We start from the raw sequence: 7,537 nt of genomic DNA, 5'->3' as shown, positions 1-7,537 counted from the left end.
AGTCAAGGGCTTCTTTCGTTTGTCAACATATCCTCCTTCTCGCAACATTATTATTGGACAATCGTTTGCATTTCATAATCGCTTTTTTACTTCGATTTACTATTGTATTATTGTTAAGTTAATTTAATGCATTATAAATCATACGCATGAAGATATCTTTTTGGCGCGCAAAAGCACAGGTCAGTTTACTAATAGGATTGGCTTCACCTTTTATTTTTCAATCCAATAGGCTTGAAGCCCGAACGAATACAATCCAATATTTGAGTACATATCGCGCTGATCATACAGCTAAGATTAGCACCGTTCAAAAAATTAACCCAACGACAGTAGAGATTGTATACGATAATAATCAACGGTTGACTTTAGATTTCTATGGCGATCATATTTTTAGAATGTTCCAAGATATTCATGGGGGTATTATCCGTGATCCTGAAGCAAAACCCGCCGCAAAAATTCTCGTAGAGCAGCCCCGCAAAACTGTCACTGGACTGGAGGTCAAGGATGAAGGAAATAAGGTAAGCATCTCCACCAAAGATATCCTTTTTTCAATGGATAAGCAGACTTCACAGTTTAGTATCCTCAATCGTAAAAACAATAGGGTAGTCGTTGAAAGCTTAAAGCCAATCAATTTTGATCAGCATCAAGTCAGTCTCGAATTGAAAGAACAGGCAGACGAATATTTCTTTGGAGGTGGTGTACAGAATGGACGCTTTTCTCATAAGGGGAACACAATCGCCATTGAAAACCAGAATAGCTGGACAGATGGTGGTGTAGCTTCCCCAACGCCTTTTTACTGGTCTACAAAAGGTTATGGCTTGATGTGGCATACGTTCAAAAAGGGAAATTATACATTTGGAGCCAAAACAAAAGGCACGGTAAAATTAACACATGATACCGACTATTTAGATGTCTTTTTTATGGTGAATGAGGGCACTAAATCTTTGCTGAATGATTTCTATCAATTGACGGGTAAGCCGATCCTTCTACCGAAATTTGGATTATATGAAGGCCATCTTAACGCCTATAATCGCGATTTCTGGAAGGAAGATGAGCAAGGGATTTTATTTGAAGATGGCAAGCGTTATAAAGAAAGCCAAAAGGACAACGGCGGAATCAAAGAATCCCTGAATGGGGAGAAAAACAATTATCAATTTTCAGCACGCGCCGTGATCGACCGCTATAAGGTACATGATATGCCTTTGGGTTGGATCCTTCCGAATGACGGTTATGGTGCTGGTTATGGACAAACGGAAACCTTAGATGGAAATATCGGCAATTTGAAGGAATTTGGCGATTATGCACGTAAAAATGGTGTCGAAATCGGTTTATGGACACAGTCAGATCTCCATCCCAAAGATAGTATAAGTGCATTACTGCAACGGGATATCGTAAAAGAAGTGCGGGATGCGGGTGTCAGGGTTCTAAAAACGGATGTTGCCTGGGTTGGCCCCGGATATTCTTTTGGCCTCAATGGAGTCGCTGACGTCGGGCATACCATGCCTTATTATGGAAACAATGCGCGTCCATTTATTATTTCATTGGATGGCTGGGCAGGCACACAACGCTATGCTACTATCTGGTCGGGTGACCAAACGGGCGGTGTATGGGAGTACATTCGATTCCATATACCTACTTACATCGGGTCTGGGCTTTCAGGCCAGCCTAATATTACCTCCGATATGGACGGAATCTTTGGTGGGAAAAATTTTAAAGTTAATATTCGTGATTTCCAGTGGAAAACCTGGACGCCGATGGAACTGAATATGGATGGTTGGGGTTCAAATGAGAAATACCCACATGCTTTAGGTGAGCCCGCTACGTCGATCAACCGTTTGTATCTCAAATTAAAGTCACAATTGGTTCCCTATAGTTATAGCGTCGCCAGACAAGCTATCGATGGACTGCCCATCATTCGTGCCATGTTTTTGGAGCAGGCAAACAGCTTTACGCTCGGCAAATCTACTCAATATCAATACTTATATGGTCCTAGTTTTCTTGTAGCACCAATTTATCAGGAAACTCATGTTGATGATAACGGAAATGATATCCGCAATGGTATCTACCTGCCAGATGGTGAATGGATAGACTATTTTACCGGTGAGAAGTATGCAGGTGGGCGTATCATCAATAATTTTGACGCTCCCATTTGGAAACTGCCCGTTTTTGTTAAAAATGGTGCTATTATTCCGGTAACCCATCCGAACAATAACGTGCAGGAAATCAAAACAGATCAACGTATCTATGAGGTTTATCCCTACGGAAATTCCAGCTTTGTTGAATATGACGACGACGGAAAGACTGAAGCATATCGTTATGGAAAGGGTGTTCAAACAACACTAGCGTCTCACCTTGCAGGCAATAGCGTGTTATTTACAATTGCGCCAACGGAGGGTGAATTTGATGGCTTTGAAATGATGAAGTCTACCGAAATTCGTTTTAACGTCAGTAAAGCACCCAAGGCGTTGAAAGTAAAGATCAATGGAAAAAATATAAAACTCAAAGAAGTAAACAGTTTAGATGTATTTAATTCTTCTGAAAATGTCTATTTCTACGATCCACATCCAAATTTGAACCAGTTTGCAACCCAGGGATCTGAATTCGAGAAAATACCATTGGTTAAAAATCCGATGTTGTTGGTACGACTAGCCAAACAGGATGTCTCATCAACTGCAGTTGAAGTCAAATTGGAAGGCTATACGTATGCACCTGCCGACAGGTATCTAACCCAAACAGGTGCTTTAGAATCGCCTAAGGCTGTAATCACCGATCAGAATACGCAAGCGTATACCTTAAATCCAACTTGGGGAAAGGTTGTGAATGCTGATTATTATGAAATTGAATGCAATGACTTGATCTATTCGACCATCCAGGACACGCAACTGCTTTTTGATGGACTAGCAGCTCAAACGGATTATCAGTTTAAAATCAGGGCAGTCAATAAATCTGGATTTTCAGATTGGAGTACATTTTCGGCAAAAACAAAAGCTAACCCCTTGGAGTTTGCTATTGATGGCATCAAAGCAGAGACGTCTGTTGATAACCAAGGTGGGAACGGTATCCATAAATTGTTCAATTACGATGAGGGAGATATGTGGCATACGAAATGGGGGCAGACAGCAGTTCCTTTTGATATGACCTTAGATTTAAAATCTGTCAATCAATTGGATAAGTTTGAGTATCTTCCAAGGACTGACGGCGGGAATGGTATAATTTTGAAAGGAAAAGTTTTCTATAGCAATGACAAGGTGACCTGGACTGAAGCAGGCAGCTTTGACTGGAAACGTGATGGCGAAATGAAACGTTTTGCGTTTGGATCACATCCGGTCGCACGATTTATCAAACTTTCAATTTCTGAAGCTGTGGGTGGATTTGGTTCTGGCAGAGAATTGTATGTGTTTAAAGTGCCAGGATCATCAAGCTACCTACCGGGTGATATCAATAATGACCGATTGATCGACCACAATGATTTAACATCTTATATTAATTATATGGGCTTGCGCTTTGGAGATGGAGATTTCGAGGGGTATGTTAGCAACGGTGATGTCAATAAAAATAAACTGATTGATGCTTATGATATTTCCAACGTTGCTGTCGTCATCGAAGGGGGGGCAAAGCCTGCCAAAGGGGAGAAAGTCGCTGGTAAACTGAAATTGGTTCCATCAAAAACGAGTTTAAAGTTAGGCGAAATAGTTGAAATCAGTGTACGTGGAGAACAGCTCAACGCAGTCAATGCACTTAGTTTTGCCCTCCCTTATAATCAGGGAGATTTTGAATATGTCGGTATCGAGCCTTTGCATCTAAAAGAGATGAACAATTATACGAACGATCGTCTCCATACCAACGGCAGTAAGGTGTTGTATCCTACTTTTGTAAATCTAGGCAACAAAGAGGTCTTAAATGGATCGGAGGTTTTATTTAAGATTAGATTAAAAGCGAGGCGCAATATCATCTTCAACCTCCAGGCGAAGGATGGTGTTTTGGTGGATAAAAAGCTAAATGCTGTCACTTTCTAAAAGCCAACAAATGAACGAAGCTGGGCGCCTATGAAGCTCCCAGTTTTGTTCATTGCTATCTGCTCCCTGCGTTAGTCCAATACCATACTGATATCCATCAACAGGATTTCGGTATCCGGCGAGGTTACTTTCATGTTGATTTCTGATACATCCCATATTCCAAAACCATCTCTGGTTTCTAATGCCTGCCCTTCAACGCTAACGCTGCCTTTTATCACAAAAATATAGACACCATTACCGGCCTGTTTGACGTGGTATTTTACTTGAACGTCCTGGTCAAAATGGCCCATCGAAAACCAGGCATTCTGATGAATCCATACCCCTTGATCGTCTGGATCTGGCGAGAGAATCTGTTGAAATTTATTCTGTCTTTGCATACCATCCAAGGTAATTTGATCGTATCGCGGACTCACATTCCGTTGATTAGGGTATATCCAAATCTGTAGAAATTTGACTGCCTGATCGGTGTTTTTATTATACTCGCTGTGTATGATGCCAGTGCCTGCACTCATAACCTGAATATCTCCCTTTCGTATAATCGCTTTATTGCCCATGCTGTCCTCATGTTCCAGGTCGCCTTCCAATGGGATGCTGATAATTTCCATATTATCGTGGGGATGTTTACCGAAACCTCTTCCCGCAGCGACTGTATCGTCATTGAGTACCCTCAATACACCAAAATGCATGCGTTCAGGATTGTGATAATTGGCGAAACTAAACGTATGATTGCTTTGTAACCAGCCATGATCCGCATGCCCGCGAGTAGTTGCTTTATGGAGGACACTGTGGTTTTCCAATTTGTCTGATGGATAGTTTGTATCTTCCACATTCAAAGTTTCAAGGGGGCTTATCTCGTCGATATCATTTTTCAAGATATCAGCTGAAGATTCTTTCGATGTAAATATTCCGGAACCTAAAAGTCCCTTTTTTATAAAGTTCTGTTTGTTCATGATCATTTTATTTAGTATCCAAAATTAGCCTTTTAGTAGCCGATCGCCATTGATCTAGTTCAATAAAGAAACATTTTAGCGGTTTCCAGTTGTATCGTTCTCATATTGCGCTGCTCAAAGTTGCATTAACCTGGCAGTAAGTCTGGAAACAGCGTATAAATTTCATTTTTCAAAATCCCGCTGCCGCCACCATAATGGGTAATCAGGCCGATGGAATAAGGGAGTTGCGAAAGATAATCCGTTATTTCTTGTTCTTCCTGCAGCGAGAGCCCCGAGCTTAATAATAATACATCTACAGGATGATTAATTAGCTGCTTTTTACAACTATCCAACTCTTGCAGTAATGTTGCGTTCCACATAGGAGTGCTCTCAATGATTCTTTTTAGCGTAAGCAAAATTTCTTCATTTTTGCCAAATAGGAGAAATGTTAAGGTCTTCATAATGAACAAAAGTAAACATGAACTGATTCATTTCCATTGATGTAGTTTAATAAATACAGCGATATACTCTCTGCATGTTTTCATCATGAAGGGGCGCCGTTGAACGATTTGGATCAATACGCAATATGTCAACAGAAAAAGAAAGGGGTGAAATAAGTACAATCACATAAAATTTCTTACTTTTAGTAATCGGATGTATATAATTTTTTAGCGATTTTAATTATTATTTAGTTTATGATGAAGAGACTTTTACTTGTCGGGCTTTTTGCCGGTGTAACTCATTTTATAGCTTTTTCGCAAACGCACGAACTACGTGTGGGGGTTACTTCTGGGGTATCCAACTTTACGGGAGAAGGGAGTGAGGCCAAGAGCACGTTGATTGGATCCACGCAGCAGGACTTTTATACCAGTAATCCCTATGGAAAAAAATATGGAATAAACATAGGTGGGGCTTTAGACTACCGTTATATTTTTGCCAACAATTTGATATTAGGTCTAGAAGGCGCCTACGAAAGATTGCAGACAAAGATTGATTTGGAGGGAAGCGAATTTATGAATGGAAGCCGTGGTCAAACCCAACTTAATCAACAGTTTATCAATTTTAATCCGTTTGTCGGTTATCGCGTCTTTTTTGAACCCATGACGATGGATATTCAGCTGGGGATGGATATTGCCAAAGTATTGAGCATCAAGGAAAAAGGTAGTATTGAGGATAAACAGGGAAATAAAACAACATTTGATCGTGACAGAGGTAAAGTAATTGATATGGATCTGCGGCCACGTTTACAATTTAACGTAAATTATGACCGCTATACCGTGTTTGCCGGTTATTCATGGGGATTGAAGGATTATACCGGACAGATGCTGGGTAGCGACCTTGGTGCGGCACGACTAAATGTATTCCGATTGGGCCTACAATATCAGTTACTAAGACCGATATTTAAAAATGAATAAAGCTTACTCCCACGTTTGCTTTCGATTATAGGTCATTTTCGTAAATAACAGATCGGGGCGCGAAGATATTAGTTGTATTGTTTGGCAATTTTCTTCTCGGGTTCGATATAAAGCATATATAAGAAAAATAGAAATATATATTCTAAGGGTTTCATTAAAATATAAGTCATATTTGATGCACCGGTTGAATTGATTTTGATGGAGATGTTGAAACCATATTTATCATAGCAATACCGCACAAACCGGTGTATCGAAGGTGATAGATCACTCAAAATTTCTTCAAACGCATTGGCAATCTGAAGCTGTCTATTGACGATAATGGTATTGCCGTGCCTTTTGCCTAATCTCAACGGTTTTACAAGGGCAGGATTACCTTTCGCGGCGACTGTGCATAAATAATGTCCTTTATGATCCAAAATGGGAGGATGCATTTTTTGTGAAAATGCCCAAGTAGTTGTCTCCGTGAAAACTTTCGCCATGGAATCGTGATCCTGCCCCAATAAGATGAGGATGAGGGTCAGTATCAGAAAGACCGGAACAAGTAATACAATAGCCCATAAGGGATAATTCAGCTTGGAAGAAAGTAAGGTATTGATCTTGTTGAGGGTGGGATTGGTGTAAGTTCTGTTCATGGCGTAACCCTTTTCTTCTACGATGACTCTACGGATTAATCCGACACCGATAATTAAGCTGCAAATTGGTGTAAAAATAAAGTATAAAGTTCCTTCATTGCCAACATACATATCCAGTGTGGATGTATCGTGGTGACTGACCTGAATAAGTACAAATACACTCATTACGCTGCCTATCAATAACATCACCAGCATCATAACGAGAGGTATGGGTGGAATTCTTCGCCCTTTTATCCAGATGGTAGCTGCTGAAATATTGAATGCAACGAAATAGATAAACAGCGATAAGATGTGTTTGCCGCCGAAGGGAATATAGCAGTCTCCATCCACAGGGTCCACGGGTTGGTTATATTGGCTCGAATGGAATACAAAACCAATCCCCGCAAGCAGCAGCGCTAAAAGGTAAGCAGTGACAACGGTATATTCAACAAAGGATACATCCCGCTGTTGTTTTTTCACGAGCGCGCGCAGCAGATATAAAATTCCGAAAAGCGTGATTATAATGAAAAGAAGAATTAAAATCATAATAGAATGAGCAGTTATAATGC

5 protein-coding genes are annotated in these 7,537 nt (G+C 40.4%); 2 read left to right on the top strand and 3 right to left on the bottom strand.

What is annotated here, in order from left to right; genetic code table 11:
• Positions 1-146: 146 nt before the first annotated feature.
• Positions 147-4,013: a TIM-barrel domain-containing protein gene (locus tag B3139_RS11240; RefSeq protein ID WP_293883009.1), complete on the top strand. Its 3,867-nt coding sequence runs from the start codon at positions 147-149 to the stop codon at positions 4,011-4,013.
• 71 nt (positions 4,014-4,084) lie between these two features.
• On the opposite strand, the gene B3139_RS11235 is transcribed toward B3139_RS11240, so the two are convergent.
• Together B3139_RS11235 and B3139_RS11230 are read right to left on the bottom strand one after the other, a co-directional pair.
• Positions 4,085-4,963: a pirin family protein gene (locus B3139_RS11235; protein ID WP_293883006.1), complete on the bottom strand. Its 879-nt coding sequence runs from the start codon at positions 4,961-4,963 to the stop codon at positions 4,085-4,087.
• Positions 4,964-5,088: 125 nt separating this feature from the next.
• Positions 5,089-5,403 (bottom strand): hypothetical protein, encoded by a 315-nt coding sequence (locus B3139_RS11230; RefSeq protein WP_209577832.1) that lies wholly within the window; start codon positions 5,401-5,403, stop codon positions 5,089-5,091.
• A 234-nt stretch (positions 5,404-5,637) separates the two neighbouring features.
• Here B3139_RS11230 and B3139_RS11225 point away from each other — a divergent pair, with 234 nt between their 5' ends.
• A complete protein-coding gene (locus B3139_RS11225; RefSeq protein ID WP_293883003.1) occupies positions 5,638-6,357 on the top strand; it encodes an outer membrane beta-barrel protein in 720 nt (239 codons plus the stop codon).
• Positions 6,358-6,425: 68 nt separating this feature from the next.
• Here B3139_RS11225 and B3139_RS11220 read toward each other — a convergent pair whose 3' ends face one another.
• Positions 6,426-7,514: a DUF6688 domain-containing protein gene (locus B3139_RS11220; RefSeq protein ID WP_293883001.1), complete on the bottom strand. Its 1,089-nt coding sequence runs from the start codon at positions 7,512-7,514 to the stop codon at positions 6,426-6,428.
• Positions 7,515-7,537 lie beyond the last annotated feature (23 nt).

The sequence above is a fragment of the Sphingobacterium sp. UBA1498 genome, assembly GCF_002325125.1.
In the GTDB taxonomy this organism is placed as follows: domain Bacteria; phylum Bacteroidota; class Bacteroidia; order Sphingobacteriales; family Sphingobacteriaceae; genus Sphingobacterium.
This window is presented reverse-complemented; position numbering and strand designations above follow the sequence as displayed.